Genomic DNA, 19,451 nt, shown 5'->3' on the forward strand with positions numbered 1-19,451 from the left:
GATATGTATGGGGTGCAGGAAAGTTGTAACGGCGTTTGGCATTTACCAGGGCTTTATCACCGCTGTTGTCTCAGGCATCCAGGGGCATGGGGTGTCAAATAGTGTCCGGCCTCTTGCGGGGAGCTGCTACGCCTCCTAGTCTTGCGGGAATGAGCGGTCTGAATGCTGATCGCCTACGCCTATGCAAGGGATCTCATGACTCAAGCGCGGACTCTCGGAACCCCCCGGTTGTTGGGCATCGTCTGGCCTTTTATCGCCGTCGTCCTGTTTCAGGCATTGTTGGGGGGTGTCAGTCTTTACGTGTTGTCTGCGGTGCGCGGCTACGTGGCGGGAGAAAGCCTTTGGTCCAAAGGTCAGAAAGACGCCATTTACTACCTCAATCTTTATGCCGACAGTCGTGACGAAACAATCTTTCAGAAGTACCAGCGGGCTATCGCCGTACCTGAGGGTGGGCATGAGCTACGGGTGGCCCTGGACCGTCAGCCGCCGGATCTGGAGGCGGCACGGGCGGGAATCCTCAAGGGCGGCAACCACCCGGACGACGTGTCCAGTCTGATCTGGCTCTACCTGAATTTTCGTCACTTCAGTTACCTGGAAGAGGCTATCGATCTCTGGACGGTGGGCGACGGCTACCTGACTGAACTGGATGACGTCGCCCGCCAGATGCACAGTCGGATTACCGCAGGTCAGGCTTCTGAGGCCGATATTCGTGGCTGGAAGGCGAAAATCTTTGCCATCAACGATTCCGTCACCCCGGCAGCCAAAGCTTTCAGCGATGCACTGGGGGAGGGGTCGCGCTTCATCCTGCGCCTGTTGCTGGTGACCAACTTCGCCACCGCACTGGGGTTGATCGTGCTGGCGCTGTTGCGCACGCATAAACTGCTGGCCCAGCGGCAGGTCTTCGCCAATGCCCTGCAACTGGAAAAGGAGCGGGCGCAGATCACCTTGCAGTCCATTGGCGACGGCGTGATCACCACCGATGTGGAAGGGGCAATCGCCTACATGAACCCCGCCGCCGAAGCGATGACTCACTGGAAGGCCGAGCACGCCACGGGATTGCCTCTGGCCGCCCTGTTCAATTTGCTCGATGACAACGCCCAGAGTGAAGGGCTGACCCTGATCGAGCATATTCTCAGCGGCCGGCTCGGTGGCGGCAGCGAGCATTCCAAACTGATCCAGCGCCTGGATGGCAGCACTGTGTCCGTCACGCTCGTAGGTGCGCCGATCCGCCACGCCGGCAAGGTCAGCGGAGCGGTGCTGGTGTTGCACGACATGACCCAGGAACGCCAATACATCGCCAACCTGTCGTGGCAAGCCACCCATGATGCGCTGACCGGCCTGGCCAATCGCCGGGAATTTGAATATCGCCTTGAGCAAGCCCTGCACAATCTGACGCGCCAGGTGGGGCGCCATGCATTGATGTTCCTCGACCTGGACCAATTCAAGCTGGTCAATGACACCTGTGGTCATGCGGCGGGTGACGAACTGTTGCGGCATATATGCGCACTGTTGCAATCAGGGCTGCGGGAAAACGACACCCTGGCCCGACTGGGGGGCGATGAGTTCGGTATCTTGCTGGAGAACTGCTCGCCGGAGGCCGCGGAAAAGATCGCCGAAGGGCTGCGCCAGACCGTACAGAACCTGCATTTTGTCTGGAAGGGCCGGCCATTCGTGACCACCGTGAGCATCGGTCTGGTGCATATCGCTCAAAGCCCGACGACGCTGGAGGCGTCCCTGCGTGCCGCCGATATGGCCTGTTACATGGCCAAGGAAAAGGGCCGCAACCGCGTCCAGGTCTATCACGCCGACGACTCGGAGCTGTCCCTGCGCTTTGGCGAGATGGCTTGGGTCCAGCGCTTGCACATGGCCCTGGAGGAGAATCGCTTCTGTCTTTATGCCCAGGAAATCGCCGCGCTGGGTCCGGGCGACCATGGCGGCGGGCATATCGAGATCCTGTTGCGCCTGCATGATGAAGCCGGAAGGATGATTCTGCCGGACAGTTTCATTCCTGCGGCAGAACGCTATGGCTTGATGACTTCCCTGGATCGCTGGGTGGTGGAAAACGTCTTCAAGATCATCCGCCAGTGCCTGAACGATTCGCGACAGGGACCGATGGCCATGTGTGCGATTAATCTGTCAGGCACAACTATCGGAGATCAGGCATTCCTTGATTTCCTGCGTAAACAGTTCGCGGCCTACTCGATTCCACCAGAAATGATTTGTTTTGAAATAACCGAGACCAGTGCTATTTCGAATTTGGGCAGCGCCATCCGCTTTATCAATGAACTCAAGAGCTTGGGTTGTTACTTTTCGCTCGATGACTTTTGTGCCGGAATGTCTTCATTCGCTTACCTGAAACATTTACCTGTAGACTTCCTGAAGATCGACGGGAGTTTCGTAAAGGATATGCTGGACGACCCGATTAACCGTGCAATGGTCGAGGTGATCAATCACATCGGCCACGTCATGGGTAAGCGCACGATTGCCGAGTTTGTTGAAACTACCCAGATCGAGCAGGCGTTGCTGGAGATTGGGGTGGACTACGCTCAAGGGTATGTGATTGAACGCCCGCAGTTGTTTACCTGTGATACGTTGCAATGCAGGCCGGCCCGGCCGCAGCCGCTGTTATTCAAGGCCCCCGGCACGTTCCGCTGAACCTCTTGTTGATCCGGAAAAAATCACAATCAAAAGGAGCCCGACAGTGATCGACACATTCAACCGAACAGGCCCGCTCATGGACGCCACAAGCTATCCGAAATGGGCACAACAGCTCATTACCGATTGCAGCGAGAGCAAGCGCCGGGTTGTCGAACACGAGCTGTATCAACGCATGCGCGATAACAAGCTCAGTGCCAAGACCATGCGCCACTACCTTATTGGTGGTTGGCCGGTCGTTGAACAGTTCGCCTTATACATGGCACAGAACCTCACCAAGACACGCTTTGCCCGCCATCCCGGCGAGGACATGGCGCGTCGCTGGCTGATGCGCAACATTCGTGTCGAACTCAACCATGCCGATTACTGGGTCAACTGGAGCGCCGCCCATGGCGTGACCCTGGAAGATCTGCAAGCGCAGCAAGTGCCACCCGAACTCCATGCGCTGAGCCACTGGTGCTGGCATACGAGTTCTTCGGACTCGCTGATCGTGGCCATCGCCGCGACCAACTATGCCATCGAGGGGGCAACCGGGGAGTGGTCGGCACTGGTGTGTTCCAGCGGTATCTACGCGGCGGCTTTCGCCGAGGAAGACCGCAAGCGAGCCATGAAGTGGCTGAAGATGCACGCCCAGTACGATGATGCCCATCCCTGGGAAGCCCTGGAAATCATCTGCACCCTGGCGGGCATGAACCCCAGCAAGGCCTTGCAGATCGAACTGCGCCAGGCTGTCTGCAAGAGCTACGACTACATGTACCTCTTCCTGGAGCGCTGCATGCAACTGGAGCAATCGGAATCGGTGGGGAAAACCTCATCGACCCGTGAGCGCCTGGCGTTGGCCGGGAGCTGATACCCGATAGCCAACCCAGGTGGGAGCGAGCCTGCTCGCGAAGGGGTCAGGGCAGTCAACGGGGAGGTTGATTGCCTGATCGCCACTGCGAGCAGGCTCGCTCCCACATTTTTCGACGGTGTTCACAGAATCTGTCATTGCTGGTTTTCAACCCGCCATCGCCAGCCGGTTGCGGCCCTCGCGCTTGGCCACGTACAACGCGTTGTCGGCCCTGCGCAGCAGGCTTTCGACTGACTCACCCGGCAGCAACGTCGCGCAACCCAGGCTCACCGTCAGTTCGATCCGCGTACCTGCGGCAAAATAATCCTGCGCCTGGGCGGCATGACGCAGTCGTTCTCCGACCAAGGCCGCGGCGTCCCGGCTGGTGTTCGAGAGCAGAATCAGGAATTCTTCGCCGCCGAACCTGAACACCATGTCCACATTGCGCAGCTGATTCTTGATGGCCTCGGCTACGCCCTTCAACACCTCATCGCCGATACCGTGTCCATGACTGTCGTTGACGCGCTTGAAATGATCGATGTCCAGCATCAACAGTGACAGCGGTTGCAAATGACGCTTGGCCATATCAATTTCACGGATCAGCGTCTGGTCCATGGCGATGCGGTTGCCGGTGCCGGTCAGTGGGTCACGCAGGGCACTTTGGGTCGCGGCGCGGTAGAGCAGAGCATTGCGCAACGGAAACAGCAGCGTCGACAACACAGACTCAAGATCGGCTTGTTCGGTCTCGGTGAAGCGTTGGTTGCGGCGAAACACCAGCTCGCCCAAGTACTCGCTTTCATGGCTGAGGTTGTAGGTGAGGGTGTGATGCCCGCGTTGCCCCAGCTCCAGGCGCAGATCGCTGGGGCTGTGGCGGTAGATCAGCGCGTCCAGCGGCACCAGCCGCTGAACCTCACGAAAAAACAGCCCCAGGATCCGTTGCGGCTCCAGGCTGGTCTGCAATTGCTGGCTCAGCTGCTGACGCAACTGCGAAAGATTGACAGAGCGTGCCACCAGCGGTGACGGCTGGCCAAAGCCCAGGCGCTGCAGTTTGGCGCTGTCGAAATCAATCGCGTTGATCTGGGTTGGCGTTTTCATATGGCGTGAGCCCCTAAGCAAATCTGTCCTGACAGGTTGGGTGAGGCGGCTTTGGGCGGCGCGTCGTACTGGTCCTTCAGTCCCGTAGGACATCTGATTTGAGTTTAGTCCGCTTTACCTGGCAGGCATAAGTCTCATCTCAACATCCATTACCCGCCGAACATGGCGTGTTTGAGGATCTTTAGAGCGAAAGTCGTGCCATTCGGTTCAGTAGAATAAAAACCGATTGTAAATCAATGTATTGACTACAAACGGCGAGCGCGTCGTCGGCATGGGGCGACATGGACTTGGCGGTTCGCCTGGCTACGTATCGGGCGCAGGGACGTCGCGACGGTAAACCGACGCGACGCGAAGGTGAACAATTATTGGGCGTTGAACGCCTGACCGTTGACGCCTGTGCTATCCGGCCCCATGAGGTACAGGTAGACCGGCATGATTTCTTCAGGCGTAGGGTTGTTGAGCGGGTTTTCCCCCGGATAGGCCTGGGCGCGCATGCTGGTGCGGGTGGCGCCGGGATTGATGCTGTTGGCGCGCATGGGTGCGACGGTCTCGACTTCGTCGGCCAGGGTTTGCATCAGCCCCTCGGTGGCAAACTTGGAGACACCATAAGCCCCCCAGTAAGCCCGTCCCTTACGCCCGACGCTGCTGGAGGTGAACACCACGGACGCGTCCTTGGACAGCTTGAGCAGCGGCAGCAAGGTGCTGGTGAGCATGAACATGGCGTTGACGTTCACCTGCATCACCCGCATGAAGTTCTCGCCGGACAACTGCTCCAGCGGCGTACGCGGGCCGATGATCGAGGCGTTGTGCAGCAGGCCGTCCAGATGGCCGAATTCGGTTTCAATCATCGCCGCCAGTTCATCGTACTGATGGGGCAGGGCGGTTTCGAGGTTGAACGGGATTACCACCGGCTGTGGATGCCCGGCCGCTTCGATTTCATCGTAGACCTGGGTCAGGTTGGCTTCGGTCTTGCCCAGCAGCAATACAGTAGCGCCGTGGGCGGCATAGGCCTTGGCGGCTGCGGCGCCGATGCCGCGACCAGCGCCGGTGACCAGGATGACCCGGCCATTGAGCAGGTCGGGGCGGGCGGAATACTCAAACATAAAAAAACCTCAACAATTAAAGCAGCACGGTTCCTGTGGCACAGAACTGTCATGGCGAGTGAGCTTTTGTGGCGAGGGAGCTTGCTCCCGCTCGGCGGCGAAGCCGTCGCCAGCTGACTCAGGGACCGCTTCGCGGTCCAGCGGGAGCAAGCTCCCTCGCCACAAGAGCGGTCAGCTCAGCAACTGCACAACGCGTTATCCAGCACTTCACGCAGCGCCGAGGGGTGATCGATCACCACATCTGCGCCCCAATGGTTCGGGTTGTCGTCCGGGTGAATGTAGCCGTAGGTCACCGCGCAGGTCCTGGTGCCGGCGCTGCGGCCAGACTCGATGTCCCGCAGGTCGTCGCCCACGAACAATACGCTGGCCGGATCCAGGTCGAGCATCTTGCACGCCAGGGTCAGCGGTTCGGGGTCCGGCTTGCTGTTCTTTACATGGTCGGGGCAGATCAGCACTTTCGAGCGTTCGGCCAGGCCTAGCTGCTGCATGATCGGCTCGGCAAAGCGCACCGGTTTGTTGGTGACCACCCCCCAGATCAGGTTGGCGGCCTCAATGTCGGCCAGCACCTGGGCCATGCCGTCAAACAGGTGGCTGTGCACCGCGCAGCCCTTGAGGTAGCGGTCGAGGAATTCCTGGCGCAGTTCCTCGAAACCCGGCGACTCCGGGTCCATGGAGAAGGTCACCGCGACCATCGCCCGGGCGCCGCCGGAAATTTCGTCGCGAATATGCTGCGTGTTCATCGGTGGCAGGCCACGGTCGGCACGCATGGCCTGGCAGATGGCGATGAAGTCCGGCGCGGTGTCGAGCAGCGTGCCGTCCATGTCGAAGAGAACCGCTTTGAGACGCATCGACTTACTCCTCGCGCAAGGTCTGGATCATGTAGTTGACATCAACGTCGGCGGCCAGCTTGTAGTGCTTGGTCAGCGGGTTGTACGTCAGGCCGATGATGTCCTTGACGGTCAGCCCGGCCATGCGGCTCCAGGCCCCCAGCTCCGAAGGCCGGATGAATTTCTTGAAGTCGTGAGTGCCACGTGGCAACAGCTTCATAATGTATTCGGCGCCGATGATGGCGAACAGGTAGGCCTTCGGATTGCGGTTGATGGTGGAGAAGAACACCTGTCCACCGGGCTTGACCATGCGAAAGCACGCGCGGATGACCGATGATGGATCCGGTACGTGCTCAAGCATTTCCAGGCAAGTGACCACATCGAACTGCTCGGGCATTTCCTCGGCCAGGGCTTCGGCGGTGGTCTGCCGGTATTCCACGCTGACGCCGGATTCCAGTTGATGCAGTTGCGCAACCGCCAGCGGTGCTTCGCCCATGTCGATGCCCATCACCGTCGCTCCGCGCTGGGCCATGGCTTCGCTGAGGATGCCGCCGCCGCAGCCGACATCGAGCACCTTCTTGCCAGCCAGGCTGACTCGCTCGTCAATCCAGTTGACCCGCAGCGGGTTGATATCGTGCAGCGGTTTGAATTCGCTTTCACGGTCCCACCAGCGATGGGCCAGGGCTTCGAATTTGGCGATTTCAGCGTGGTCGACGTTGCTCATGTGCAGATCCTCGAAAAACTTGAAAAATCGTAGGGCCCGAGCCGTGGCTCAAGGGACCTGGTTATTCGTTGTGGCCGCTGATGCGACGACCCCATGCCTGTGCCGTGGCACTGAGCTGCGATTCGTCCAGGCGGGTCAGGCGGCCGTCCTCAAGCAAGGGCTTGCCGGCCACCCACAGATGTTTCACGCAGTCGCGACCGGTGGCGTAGATCAGTTGCGACACCGGGTCATAGACCGGCTGCTGGGCCAGTCCCGACAAGTCAAAGGCCACCAGGTCGGCGGCCTTGCCGACTTCCAGCGAGCCGACCGTCGCTTCGATGCCCAGTGCCCGGGCGCCATTGAGCGTGGCCATGCGCAACGCCCGGTGGGCGTCCAGGGCCGTGGCCGAACCGGCGACGGCCTTGGCCAGCAATGCGGCGGTACGCGTCTCGCCCAACAGGTCCAGATCGTTGTTGCTCGCCGCCCCGTCAGTGCCGACCGCGACATTGACCCCGGCCTGCCACAAGCGCTCCACCGGGCAGAACCCGCTGGCCAGCTTCATGTTCGATTCCGGGCAGTGGATCACGCTACAGTTGCTTTCTACCAGCAACGCCTGGTCTTCATCGCTGACCTGAGTCATGTGCACCGCCTGAAAGCGTGGCCCCAGCAGGCCCAGGCGCCCCAGCCGGGCCATGGGTCGCTCACCGGTGTTATCCACAGCCTGCTGTACTTCGAAGGCGGTTTCGTGAACATGCATATGAATGGCCGCGTCCAGTTCTTCGGCGATCACCCGGATTTTTTCCAGGTTCTCGTCGCCGACGGTGTAGGGCGCATGGGGGCCGAATGCCACTTTGATTCGTGGATGATGCTTGAGGTCGCCAAACAATTCGATGCCCTGACGAATGGCATCGTCGGCGCTGGCGGCACCGGGGATCGGAAAATCGAGGATCGGAATGGCGATTTGTGCGCGGATACCGCTGTTATGCACACGCTCGCTGGCAACCTTGGGGTAGAAATACATGTCCGAGAAACACGTGATGCCGCCCTTGAGCTGCTCGGCGATCGCCAGGTCAGTGCCGTCGCGAACAAAATCTTCGTCGACCCATTTGCCCTCGGCCGGCCAGATGTGTTGTTCAAGCCAGGTTATCAAGGGCAGGTCGTCGGCCAGGCCGCGGAACAGGGTCATCGCCGCATGGCCGTGGGCGTTGATCAGTCCGGGGCTCAGGAGCATGCCCGGCAGTTCGCGGACCTGGGCTGCGTCACACTTGAGGGCTTCTGCCCGTGGACCGATGAACACGATGCAGCCGTCGCGGATGCCCAGGCCATGATCCTTGAGCACGACACCGGCGGGTTCGACAGGCACCAACCAGGTCGGCAGCAGTAATAAGTCGAGCGCAACGGCAGGCTTGGGCATCGTGGAACGGTTCCATGGCGTATAAAGGATGGCGAAGTATACCCGAGCGTCTTCGCGGAGGGATCGCTATAATCGGCGGCTTTTGTTCATGAGTGCGGGGTGTGGGATGCGCGATCGACTGTTGGCTGCGGAGAAGGTGAAGGCCATCGATTGGCGTGATGGCGCCCTCTATCTGTTGGATCAGCGTATTTTGCCGTTCGAGGAAACCTGGATCGCCTATACCTCGGCGGCCGGCGTGGCCGAGGCCATTCGCTCGATGGTGGTGCGGGGCGCGCCGGCCATCGGCATCAGTGCGGCCTATGGCGTGGTGCTGGCAGCGCGGGCGCGGGTGGCCGAGGGCGGGGACTGGCAGACGGCGCTGGAAGCTGATTTTGCCCTGCTGGCCGACTCGCGGCCGACGGCGGTGAACCTGTTTTGGGCGCTTGACCGGATGCGCGACCGGCTGGGGCGCTTGAAAGAGCATGCCGAACCGCTGGCGGCCCTTGAGGCCGAAGCCATCGCAATCCATGAAAGCGACCGCGAAGCCAACCTGACCATGGCTCAGTTGGGTGTCGACCTGATCCGCAAGCATCAGGGCAACGCCCAGGCCATCCTGACCCATTGCAATACCGGCGCCCTGGCCACCGGCGGCTTTGGCACGGCCCTTGGCGTGATCCGGGGGGCGTTTATCGAGGGCATGGTCGAGCGCGTCTACGCCGACGAAACCCGTCCGTGGCTGCAAGGCTCGCGCCTCACCGCGTGGGAGTTGGCCAATGAAGGCATCCCGGTGACCCTCAATGCCGATTCCGCCGCCGCCCACATCATGAAGACAAAGGGCGTGACCTGGGTCATCGTCGGCGCCGACCGCATCACGGCCAATGGCGACGTGGCGAACAAGATCGGCACCTATCAACTGGCGGTCTGCGCCATGCACCATGGCGTGCGCTTCATGGTGGTGGCGCCGAGTTCGACCATCGATATGAACCTGGCCAGCGGCGAAGACATTCCGATTGAAGAGCGCGACGGGCGCGAACTGCTGGAGGTTGGTGGCAAGCGGGTCGGGGCGGAGGTGGATGCCTTCAACCCGGTGTTCGACGTCACCCCGGCGGACCTGATCGACGCCATTGTCACCGAGAAAGGTATCGTCGAGCGCCCGGATACGGCGAAGATGGCGCAGTTGATGTGTCGCAAGCGGTTGCACTGAAGGCTTTAAGTGTCGGATCTGCCGCTATCGCGAGCGGGCTCGCTCCCACATTGGATCGGTGTTGTGGCCGGAATCTTCGGCATACACAGATCCCCTGTGGGAGCGAGCCCGCTCGCGATGAGGCCCTAAAAGTCAGCAAATGAGTCTGAATTGAACCTCAAATCTGCTTTCGGCAAGCCTCTAAGCCCCTCTCGTCCCATATCAGCCTGTCACCGGTCAACTAACTATGCTCCATGCGCATCAGGGGGATAGGTGCGTGGCGGCTCTTGTGATAACATCCGGCGGTTTCCAGGGCTGCCTCACGAGGTGGCCTTTACTGCGCAGATCCATGGCATAACTCGTTGATTTGTCGTAAGTCGCTGCATGGCACTTGTTCTGCAGCGGCGAGCTTCGTTCGTCCCATCTGGATGTGACGAGGTTTCACCAGAAAAAGGAATCAGGCTTCTCATGGGCGAACTGGCCAAAGAAATCCTCCCGGTCAATATCGAAGACGAGCTGAAACAGTCCTACCTCGACTACGCAATGAGCGTAATCGTCGGGCGGGCGCTGCCGGATGCGCGCGATGGCTTGAAGCCCGTGCACCGGCGCGTGCTGTTCGCGATGAGCGAGCTGGGCAACGACTTCAACAAGCCGTACAAGAAATCAGCCCGTGTCGTCGGTGACGTGATCGGTAAGTATCACCCCCACGGTGACACCGCCGTGTACGACACCATCGTCCGGATGGCCCAGCCATTCTCCCTGCGCTACTTGCTGGTAGACGGCCAGGGCAACTTCGGTTCCGTGGACGGCGACAACGCCGCGGCCATGCGATACACCGAAGTGCGCATGACCAAGCTGGCCCACGAACTGCTGGCCGACCTGCATAAAGAAACCGTGGACTGGGTGCCGAACTACGACGGCACCGAAATGATCCCGGCGGTCATGCCGACCCGTATCCCGAACCTGCTGGTCAACGGCTCCAGCGGTATCGCCGTGGGCATGGCGACCAACATCCCGCCGCACAACCTCGGTGAAGTCATCGACGGTTGCCTGGCCCTCATCGACAATCCCGAGCTGACGGTCGATGAGCTGATGCAGTACATCCCCGGTCCTGACTTCCCGACCGCTGCGATCATCAACGGTCGCGCCGGCATCATCGAAGCCTACCGCACCGGTCGCGGCCGCATTTACATGCGCGCCCGCTCGACCATCGAAGACATCGACAAGGTCGGTGGTCGCCAGCAGATCGTCATCACCGAACTCCCATACCAGCTGAACAAGGCCCGTCTGATCGAGAAGATCGCCGAGCTGGTGAAAGAGAAGAAGCTTGAAGGCATCACCGAGCTGCGGGACGAGTCCGACAAGGACGGCATGCGCGTCGTGATCGAACTGCGTCGCGGCGAAGTGCCCGAGGTGATCCTCAACAACCTCTACGCCCAGACCCAACTGCAAGCGGTGTTCGGCATCAACATCGTGGCGCTGATCGACGGCCGTCCGCGGATCTTGAACCTCAAGGATCTGCTGGAAGCCTTCGTGCGTCACCGTCGCGAAGTGGTCACCCGCCGCACCGTGTTCGAGCTGCGCAAGGCCCGCGAGCGTGGTCATATCCTCGAAGGCCAGGCCGTTGCCCTGTCGAACATCGACCCGGTCATCGCCCTGATCAAGGCCTCGCCAACGCCGTCGGAAGCCAAGGAAGCGCTGATCAGCACGCCTTGGGAATCCACCGCGGTAGTGGCGATGGTCGAGCGTGCCGGCGCCGACTCGTGCCGTCCGGAAAATCTCGACCCGCAATACGGCCTGCGCGATGGCAAGTACTTCCTGTCCCCGGAACAGGCGCAAGCCATCCTGGAACTGCGTCTGCACCGCCTGACCGGCTTGGAACACGAGAAGCTGCTGGCTGAATACCAGGAAATCCTCAACCAGATCGGCGAGCTGATCCGCATCCTCAACAGCGCCACGCGCCTGATGGAAGTGATCCGCGAAGAATTGGAAGTGATCCGCGCCGAATACGGCGACGTGCGCCGCACCGAGATTCTCGATGCGCGCCTGGACCTGACCCTGGGTGACATGATCCCGGAAGAAGAGCGCGTGGTGACCATTTCCCACGGCGGCTACGCCAAGACCCAGCCGTTGGCCGCCTATCAGGCCCAGCGTCGCGGTGGTAAAGGCAAGTCGGCCACAGGCGTCAAGGACGAGGACTACATCGCTCACCTGCTGGTTGCCAACAGCCACACCACGCTGTTGCTGTTCTCCAGCAAGGGCAAGGTGTACTGGCTCAAGACCTACGAAATCCCCGAAGCGTCCCGTGCCGCCCGTGGTCGTCCGCTGGTCAACCTGCTGCCGCTCGATAGCGATGAGTACATCACTACCATGCTGCCGGTGGAGGAATACACCGAAGGTCACTACATCTTCATGGCCACCGCCAAGGGCACCGTGAAGAAGACTCCGCTGGAATCCTTCAGTCGTCAGCGCAGTGTCGGCCTGATCGCCCTGGAGCTGGACGAGGGCGACGTGCTGATTTCCGCTGCCATCACCGACGGTGAGCGTGAGGTCATGCTGTTCTCCGACGGCGGCAAGGTTACTCGTTTCAAGGAATCCGACGTTCGCGCCATGGGCCGTACCGCCCGCGGTGTGCGCGGCATGCGCCTGCCGGAAGGCCAGAAGCTGATTTCCATGCTGATCCCCGAAGAAGGCAGCCAGATCCTCACCGCTTCGGCGCGTGGTTATGGCAAGCGCACGGCCATCAGTGAGTTCCCTGAGTACAAGCGTGGCGGCCAGGGCGTGATCGCCATGGTCAGCAACGACCGTAACGGTCGTCTGGTCGGCGCTGTCCAGGTGCTCGATGGCGAGGAGATCATGTTGATCTCCGACCAGGGCACCTTGGTGCGCACGCGGGTGGCCGAAGTGTCGAGCCTGGGTCGTAACACCCAGGGTGTGACGCTGATCAAGCTGGCTAGTGACGAAACGCTGGTCGGGCTTGAGCGGGTGCAGGAGCCATCGGAAGTCGAAGGCGAGGAGCTGGAAGGCGAGGAGGGCGTGGCGTTCGACGGTACTCTTGCTACCGACGTTGACGACATGACCGGCGACCAACCGCTCGACGCTGCCGCAGACGAAGAAGAACCGCAGGACTAAGCGGACATGCAGGGGGCGGATGAAGATTCGCCCCCTTGTTGTTTGTCCCGTTTGAAAATTTGCGACACTGCACATGACGCGCAACTGTGGGAGCGAGCTTGCTCGCGATTTCGGTGGATCAGCAGCATTGATATTGACTGACACACTGCAATCGCGAGCAAGCTCGCTCCCACATTGGGCCCTATGTGCAGAACACAAGATTGATGTGACCACCAGATCAGAGCGAGATTGGATGTGAGCAAGAGAGCCTATAACTTCTGTGCCGGCCCGGCGGCGCTTCCTGAAGCGGTCCTGAAGCGTGCCCAAGGTGAACTTCTCGACTGGCATGGCAAGGGCCTGTCCGTCATGGAAATGAGCCATCGCAGCGATGAGTTCGTGTCCATTGCCACCAAGGCCGAGCAGGACTTGCGTGATCTGCTGAACATCCCCTCCAACTACAAGGTGCTGTTCCTGCAGGGCGGCGCCAGCCAGCAGTTTGCGCAGATCCCGCTGAACCTGCTGCCTGAAAGCGGCAAGGCCGACTACATCGACACCGGGATCTGGTCGCAGAAAGCCATCGAAGAAGCCTCGCGCTACGGCCGCGTCAATGTCGCGGCCACTGCCAAGCCCTACGACTATTTCGCCATTCCCGGCCAGAACGAGTGGAACCTGTCCAAGGACGCGGCCTACGTTCATTACGCGCCGAACGAAACCATCGGCGGCCTGGAATTCAACTGGATTCCGGAAACCGGCGACGTGCCATTGGTGGCTGACATGTCTTCGGACATCCTCTCGCGCCCTGTGGATATCTCCCGTTTCGGCATGATCTACGCCGGCGCCCAGAAGAACATCGGTCCCAGCGGCATCCTGGTCAGCATCATTCGCGAAGACCTGCTGGGACGCGCCCGTTCCTTGTGCCCGACCATGCTCAACTACAAGGTCGCCGCCGACAATGGCTCGATGTACAACACCCCGCCGACCCTGGCCTGGTACCTGTCCGGCCTGGTATTCGAGTGGCTCAAAGAACAGGGCGGTGTCGAGGCCATCGGCAAGCTCAACGAAGTGAAGCAGCGCACGCTCTATGACTTCATTGACGCCAGCGGCCTCTACAGCAATCCGATCAACAAGACTGATCGTTCGTGGATGAACGTACCGTTCCGCCTGGCCGACGATCGTCTCGATAAGCCGTTCCTGGCCGGTGCTGACGAGCGCGGGCTGCTGAACCTCAAGGGGCACCGTTCGGTCGGCGGCATGCGCGCTTCCATCTACAACGCCGTCGATATCAACGCGGTCAATGCGTTGATTTCCTACATGGCAGAGTTCGAGAAGGAACATGGTTGATGTCTGAGCAAGAACTCAAGGCGCTGCGCCTGCGCATCGATGCCCTGGACGAAAAGGTCCTGGAGCTGATCAGCGAGCGCGCGCGCTGCGCCCAGGAAGTGGCGCGGGTGAAAATGGCCTCCCTGGCCGAAGGCGAAGTGCCGGTGTTCTATCGCCCGGAGCGTGAAGCGCAGGTACTCAAGCGCGTCATGGAGCGCAACAAGGGGCCTCTGGGCAACGAAGAAATGGCGCGGTTGTTTCGCGAGATCATGTCTTCGTGCCTGGCCCTCGAGCAGCCTTTGAAAGTCGCTTACCTGGGCCCTGAAGGCACCTTCACCCAGGCTGCCGCCATGAAGCATTTCGGCCACGCCGTGATCAGCAAACCGATGGCGGCCATCGACGAAGTCTTCCGTGAAGTGGCGGCGGGCGCGGTGAACTTCGGCGTGGTGCCGGTGGAAAACTCCACCGAAGGCGCGGTCAACCACACGCTGGACAGTTTCCTTGAGCACGACATGGTGATCTGCGGCGAAGTCGAGCTGCGCATCCACCATCACCTGCTGGTGGGGGAGAACACCAAGACCGACAGCATCAGCCGAATCTACTCCCACGCCCAGTCCCTGGCCCAGTGCCGCAAGTGGCTGGATGCCCATTACCCGAATGTCGAGCGCGTGGCGGTCTCCAGCAACGCCGAGGCGGCCAAGCGGGTCAAGGGTGAATGGAACTCGGCGGCGATTGCCGGCGACATGGCAGCCGGCCTCTACGGCCTGACCCGCTTGGCGGAAAAAATCGAGGATCGCCCGGACAACTCCACGCGATTCCTGATGATTGGCAGCCAGGAAGTGCCGCCGACCGGCGACGACAAGACGTCGATCATCGTCTCCATGAGCAACAAGCCCGGCGCGCTCCATGAGCTGCTGGTGCCGTTCCATGACAATGGCATCGATCTGACGCGGATCGAGACCCGTCCGTCGCGCAGCGGTAAATGGACCTACGTGTTTTTCATCGATTTTGTCGGCCACCACCGCGATCCACTGGTAAAAGGTGTGCTGGAAAAAATCAGTCAGGAAGCAGTGGCACTCAAGGTGCTGGGTTCCTACCCCAAAGCAGTTCTTTAATGGCGGATAGCTAATGAGTGGCAACTTCCTCGCTCTGGCTCAGCCAGGCGTGCAACAACTCTCGCCTTACGTTCCAGGCAAGCCGGTGGACGAATTGGCTCGTGAGCTGGATCTGGACCCGGCCAGCATCGTCAAGCTGGCAAGCAACGAAAACCCTTTGGGGGCGAGCCCCAAGGCGCTGGAGGCGATCCGGGACGAGCTGGCCGAGCTGACTCGTTATCCCGACGGTAACGGTTTCGCCCTCAAGAGCCTGCTGGCCGAGCGCTGTGGCGTGGAGTTGAGCCAGGTCACCCTGGGCAACGGTTCCAATGACATTCTCGAGCTGGTGGCGCGTGCCTACCTGGCGCCAGGTCTCAATGCCGTGTTCAGCGAGCATGCGTTTGCGGTCTACCCGATCGCCACCCAGGCCGTCGGCGCCGACGCCCATGTGGTGCCGGCCAAGGATTGGGGGCACGACCTGCCGGCCATGCTGGCGGCCATCGACGCCAACACGCGGGTCGTCTTCATCGCCAACCCAAACAACCCGACCGGCACCTGGTTCGACGCCCAGGCGTTGGACGACTTCCTGCAGGACGTGCCCGAGCACGTGCTGGTGGTGCTGGATGAGGCCTACATCGAATACGCCGAAGGCAGCGATTTGCCCGATGGCCTGGATTTTCTCGCCGCCTACCCGAACCTGCTGGTCTCGCGCACGTTCTCCAAGGCCTATGGCCTGGCGTCTTTGCGGGTTGGCTATGGCTTGTCCACCGCCGTGGTGGCCGATGTGCTCAACCGCGTGCGTCAGCCATTCAACGTCAACAGCTTTGCCTTGGCCGCTGCCTGCGCTGCGCTCGGGGACGACGCCTACCTGGCCGAAAGTCGCCGCCTGAACGAGACTGGCATGCAGCAGTTGGAAGCCGGATTCCGCGAGCTGGGCCTGAGCTGGATTCCATCGAAAGGCAACTTCATCTGCGTCGACCTGGGCCGTGTCGCAGCCCCGGTGTTCCAGGGCTTGCTGCGCGAGGGTGTGATCGTGCGTCCGGTGGCCAACTACGGCATGCCGAACCACCTGCGCGTCACCATTGGCCTGCCGGCGGAAAACGGCCGCTTTCTCGAGGCGTTGAGCAAGGTTCTGGCTCGTGGTTGATGTCACTTCACTGCAACTTGCTGCACCTATGATCGGTCGCCTGGTGGTGGTCGGTCTGGGGTTGATCGGCGGCTCTTTCGCCAAAGGCCTGCGCGAAAGCGGTCTGTGTCGTGAAGTGGTGGGTGTCGATCTGGACCCGCAGTCGCGTCGGCTGGCGGTGGAACTGGGAGTGGTGGATCGCTGCGAGGACGACCTGACGGTTGCTTGCCAGGGTGCGGACGTGATCCAGTTGGCCGTGCCGATCCTCGCAATGGAGAAGCTGCTGGCACGCCTGGCGACCATGGACCTGGGGCAGGCGATTCTCACGGACGTCGGCAGTGCCAAGGGCAATGTCGTGCGGGCGGCCACCGAAGCCTTCGGCGGGATGCCGGCGCGCTTTGTGCCCGGTCATCCGATTGCCGGTTCCGAGCAGAGCGGGGTGGAAGCCTCCAACGCCGAACTGTTTCGTCGTCACAAAGTGATATTGACGCCTCTGGAGCAGACCGATCCGGCTGCGCTGGCAGTGGTGGATCGCCTGTGGCGCGAGCTGGGTGCGGACGTCGAGCACATGCAGGTCGAGCGCCACGATGAAGTATTGGCCGCCACCAGCCATTTGCCACACCTGTTGGCGTTCGGTCTGGTGGATTCATTGGCCAAACGCAATGAAAATCTTGAGATCTTCCGTTACGCTGCCGGCGGTTTCCGCGATTTCACGAGAATCGCCGGTAGCGACCCGGTCATGTGGCACGACATCTTCCTCGCCAACCGCGAAGCTGTCCTGCGCACACTCGATACATTTCGCAGCGACCTCGACGCCTTGCGCGACGCGGTCGATGCAGGGGACGGGCACCAATTGCTGGGCGTTTTCACACGCGCCAGGGTGGCCCGCGAGCATTTCAGTAAAATCCTGGCCCGTCGGGCCTATGTGGACGCTATGAACTCCAACGATCTGATTTTCCTGGCACAACCTGGTGGCTCCCTGAGTGGGCGTATTCGTGTACCGGGCGATAAATCGATTTCCCATCGTTCGATCATGCTCGGCTCCCTGGCTGAAGGCGTGACCGAAGTGGAAGGCTTTCTCGAAGGTGAAGACGCCCTGGCGACGCTGCAAGCGTTCCGCGACATGGGCGTGGTCATCGAAGGCCCGCATCACGGTCGCGTGACCATCCATGGTGTCGGCCTGCACGGCCTCAAGCCGGCCCCGGGCCCGATCTACTTGGGCAACTCCGGCACGTCGATGCGCCTGCTGTCCGGCCTGCTGGCCGCCCAGGACTTCGACAGCACCCTGACCGGCGACGCTTCGCTGTCCAAGCGGCCGATGAATCGCGTGGCCAACCCCCTGCGGGAAATGGGTGCGGTGATCGAGACGGCGGCCGAAGGTCGTCCGCCAATGACCATTCGCGGTGGCAACAAGCTCAAGGGCCTGACCTACACCATGCCGATGGCCAGCGCCCAGGTGAAATCCTGCCTGCTGTTGGCCGGTCTCTATGCCGAAGGCAAGACCACTGTCACCGAGCCGGCCCCGACCCGCGACCACACCGAGCGCATGCTGCGCGGCTTCGGCTACCCGGTCACGGTCAACGGTGCCACGGCCTCCGTCGAGTCCGGCAGCAAACTGACCGCGACCCACATTGAAGTGCCGGGCGATATCTCGTCCTCGGCGTTCTTCCTTGTGGCCGCCTCGATTGCCGAAGGCTCCGAGCTGGTGCTTGAGCATGTGGGCATCAACCCGACCCGTACCGGTGTGATCGACATCCTGCGCCTGATGGGCGCTGACATCACCCTGGAAAACCAGCGTGAAGTGGGCGGCGAGCCGGTTGCAGACCTGCGCGTACGAGCAGCTAAACTCAAGGGTATCGAGATTCCCGAAGCGCTGGTGCCACTGGCCATCGACGAGTTCCCGGTGCTGTTCGTGGCGGCGGCCTGTGCCGAAGGGCGCACCGTACTGACCGGCGCTGAAGAGCTTCGGGTCAAGGAATCGGATCGTATCCAGGTGATGGCTGACGGCCTGATCACGTTGGGCGTGAAATGCCAGCCGACGCCGGACGGCATCATTATCGACGGCGGCCAGATCGGCGGCGGCGAAGTCCATGGTCACGGTGATCACCGTATCGCCATGGCCTTCAGTGTTGCGTCTTTGCGCGCCAGTGCGCCGATCCGCATCCATGATTGCGCCAACGTCGCGACGTCGTTCCCGAACTTCCTGGCACTGTGTGCCCAGGTCGGTATTCGAGTAGCACAAGAGGCACAGTCGTGAACATCAAGGCACCGGTTATCACCATCGATGGCCCAAGCGGTTCGGGCAAGGGCACCATCGCCGGAATACTGGCCAAACAATTGGGCTGGAACCTGCTTGATTCGGGCGCCTTGTATCGTCTGCTGGCGTTCGCCGCGGCCAATCATGGCGTCGATCTGACCAACGAAGAGTTGCTCAAGGCCCTGGCTGCGCATCTGGACGTGCAGTTCATCGCGGCGACCGACGGTCAGCTGCAGCGCATCATTCTGGAGGGTGACGAAGTCAGCAATGTCATTCGTACCGAAAGCGTCGGGGCCGGGGCCTCCCAGGTCGCCGCGCTGCCGGCGGTGCGCGAGGCGTTGCTGCAGCGCCAGCGCGCTTTCCAGGAGCCGCCCGGATTGGTGGCCGATGGGCGCGACATGGGGACCGTGGTGTTTCCCGATGCCCCGCTGAAGATTTTCCTCACCGCCAGTGCCGAGGAGAGGGCTCGTCGCCGATATTTGCAGTTGAAGGGCAAAGGCGAGGATGTTAGTCTGTCGAGTCTGCTAGATGAGATCCGTGCACGCGACGAGCGTGACACCCAGCGCGCAGTAGCCCCGCTCAAGCCGGCGGCTGACGCGATACAGCTGGATTCCACGGAGTTGTCCATCGATCAGGTGTTGCAACGCATCATGAGCGAAATCGCCATCCGCGATATCGCCGGGTGACCAGGAAGCTCCGCAGGGGACCAGTCATAGTCCTGCGGTGCTTCTTTTATATGAAACTAACCCACACCG

14 protein-coding genes are annotated in these 19,451 nt (G+C 61.1%); 9 read left to right on the top strand and 5 right to left on the bottom strand.

Going from position 1 to position 19,451, the window contains the following annotated elements; translation table 11 throughout:
• The first annotated feature begins 195 nt into the window (after positions 1–195).
• Together QOM08_RS08125 and QOM08_RS08130 are read left to right on the top strand one after the other, a co-directional pair.
• Positions 196–2,655, top strand: coding sequence for an EAL domain-containing protein (locus QOM08_RS08125; RefSeq protein WP_316913219.1), 2,460 nt, complete (start codon positions 196–198; stop codon positions 2,653–2,655).
• A 79-nt stretch (positions 2,656–2,734) separates the two neighbouring features.
• Complete coding sequence (locus QOM08_RS08130) at positions 2,735–3,505, top strand: TenA family transcriptional regulator (RefSeq protein ID WP_370695177.1); 771 nt, start codon at positions 2,735–2,737, stop codon at positions 3,503–3,505.
• Positions 3,506–3,652: 147 nt separating this feature from the next.
• Here the strand turns inward: QOM08_RS08130 and QOM08_RS08135 are convergent, their stop codons facing one another.
• From QOM08_RS08135 to QOM08_RS08155, 5 genes are all read right to left on the bottom strand, one after another.
• On the bottom strand, positions 3,653–4,579 hold the full coding sequence (locus tag QOM08_RS08135; protein ID WP_047226301.1) for a GGDEF domain-containing protein: 927 nt from the start codon (positions 4,577–4,579) through the stop codon (positions 3,653–3,655).
• A gap of 362 nt (positions 4,580–4,941) precedes the next feature.
• Complete coding sequence (locus QOM08_RS08140; RefSeq protein WP_047226302.1) at positions 4,942–5,682, bottom strand: YciK family oxidoreductase; 741 nt, start codon at positions 5,680–5,682, stop codon at positions 4,942–4,944.
• A gap of 176 nt (positions 5,683–5,858) precedes the next feature.
• Entirely contained in the window at positions 5,859–6,530 is a 672-nt protein-coding gene (mupP, locus tag QOM08_RS08145) for an N-acetylmuramic acid 6-phosphate phosphatase MupP (protein WP_047226303.1), read from the bottom strand.
• A gap of 4 nt (positions 6,531–6,534) precedes the next feature.
• On the bottom strand, positions 6,535–7,233 hold the full coding sequence (gene ubiG, locus QOM08_RS08150; RefSeq protein ID WP_047226304.1) for a bifunctional 2-polyprenyl-6-hydroxyphenol methylase/3-demethylubiquinol 3-O-methyltransferase UbiG: 699 nt from the start codon (positions 7,231–7,233) through the stop codon (positions 6,535–6,537).
• A gap of 61 nt (positions 7,234–7,294) precedes the next feature.
• Positions 7,295–8,626 carry a TRZ/ATZ family hydrolase gene (locus QOM08_RS08155; protein ID WP_316912791.1) on the bottom strand — a complete coding sequence of 444 codons (1,332 nt, stop codon included), beginning with the start codon at positions 8,624–8,626 and terminating at the stop codon, positions 7,295–7,297.
• Between the two features lie 106 nt (positions 8,627–8,732).
• On the opposite strand from QOM08_RS08155, the gene mtnA reads away from it, so the two are divergent.
• The 7 genes from mtnA (at position 8,733) to cmk (ending at position 19,382) form a co-directional block, all read left to right on the top strand.
• Complete coding sequence (gene mtnA, locus QOM08_RS08160) at positions 8,733–9,809, top strand: S-methyl-5-thioribose-1-phosphate isomerase (protein ID WP_076385788.1); 1,077 nt, start codon at positions 8,733–8,735, stop codon at positions 9,807–9,809.
• A 447-nt stretch (positions 9,810–10,256) separates the two neighbouring features.
• The gene (gyrA, locus tag QOM08_RS08165) at positions 10,257–12,920 is read left to right on the top strand and encodes a DNA gyrase subunit A (protein ID WP_047226307.1); all 2,664 of its coding nucleotides are present in this window, start codon (positions 10,257–10,259) and stop codon (positions 12,918–12,920) included.
• Between the two features lie 234 nt (positions 12,921–13,154).
• Complete coding sequence (gene serC / locus QOM08_RS08170; protein WP_316912792.1) at positions 13,155–14,240, top strand: 3-phosphoserine/phosphohydroxythreonine transaminase; 1,086 nt, start codon at positions 13,155–13,157, stop codon at positions 14,238–14,240.
• A complete protein-coding gene (gene pheA / locus QOM08_RS08175; RefSeq protein WP_003199233.1) occupies positions 14,240–15,334 on the top strand; it encodes a prephenate dehydratase in 1,095 nt (364 codons plus the stop codon). The genes serC and pheA overlap by 1 nt, the downstream gene beginning before the upstream one ends.
• A 13-nt stretch (positions 15,335–15,347) precedes the next feature.
• On the top strand, positions 15,348–16,460 hold the full coding sequence (gene hisC, locus QOM08_RS08180; protein WP_139050796.1) for a histidinol-phosphate transaminase: 1,113 nt from the start codon (positions 15,348–15,350) through the stop codon (positions 16,458–16,460).
• A 28-nt stretch (positions 16,461–16,488) separates the two neighbouring features.
• Entirely contained in the window at positions 16,489–18,696 is a 2,208-nt protein-coding gene (locus QOM08_RS08185; RefSeq protein ID WP_316913220.1) for a bifunctional prephenate dehydrogenase/3-phosphoshikimate 1-carboxyvinyltransferase, read from the top strand.
• Positions 18,693–19,382, top strand: a complete 690-nt coding sequence (cmk, locus tag QOM08_RS08190; RefSeq protein WP_047226311.1) for a (d)CMP kinase — start codon at positions 18,693–18,695, stop codon at positions 19,380–19,382. The genes QOM08_RS08185 and cmk overlap by 4 nt, the downstream gene beginning before the upstream one ends.
• The last annotated feature ends 69 nt before the right edge of the window (positions 19,383–19,451 follow it).

It is taken from the genome of Pseudomonas sp. P105 (assembly GCF_032614175.1).
In the GTDB taxonomy this organism is placed as follows: Bacteria; Pseudomonadota; Gammaproteobacteria; order Pseudomonadales; family Pseudomonadaceae; genus Aquipseudomonas; species Aquipseudomonas rhizophila.